The organism is Christiangramia aquimixticola, from assembly GCF_048285835.1.
Taxonomy (GTDB): Bacteria; Bacteroidota; Bacteroidia; order Flavobacteriales; family Flavobacteriaceae; genus Christiangramia; species Christiangramia aquimixticola.
The window spans coordinates 1-278 of record NZ_JBLVTL010000344.1; the positions used below are offsets into that span (position 1 = coordinate 1).

At 50.0% G+C, this 278-nt stretch carries 1 protein-coding gene; it reads right to left on the reverse strand.

The features are described 5' to 3' along the window. A partial coding sequence (locus ACNKXV_RS14760) for a cellulase family glycosylhydrolase (RefSeq protein ID WP_417908452.1) occupies positions 1-278 on the reverse strand: 278 nt, incomplete at both ends.

Below are 278 nucleotides of genomic sequence, written 5' to 3' on the forward strand. Positions count from 1 at the left end.
TATACGGCTCCTCAAATCCCGCATTGATGCAGAATCCAGGAGCGCGATGTAGGTTTAAACTCACATGCAGACCATGCTGGATGGCCCGCTCCACCAGTGCATCTACTTTTTCCAATCGGCTTTCATCAAAATTCAGGACCTCATCCGGTCGAATCGGTCTGCTGCGATCGATGTTCAAATAGGAGGGATATGAAATCGGAACCCGGACAAAATCAAAGCCCCAATCGGCGATCCACTGGATGTAGGCAGGTTTTGTTGGCCTTCCCTGATCTGGGTTA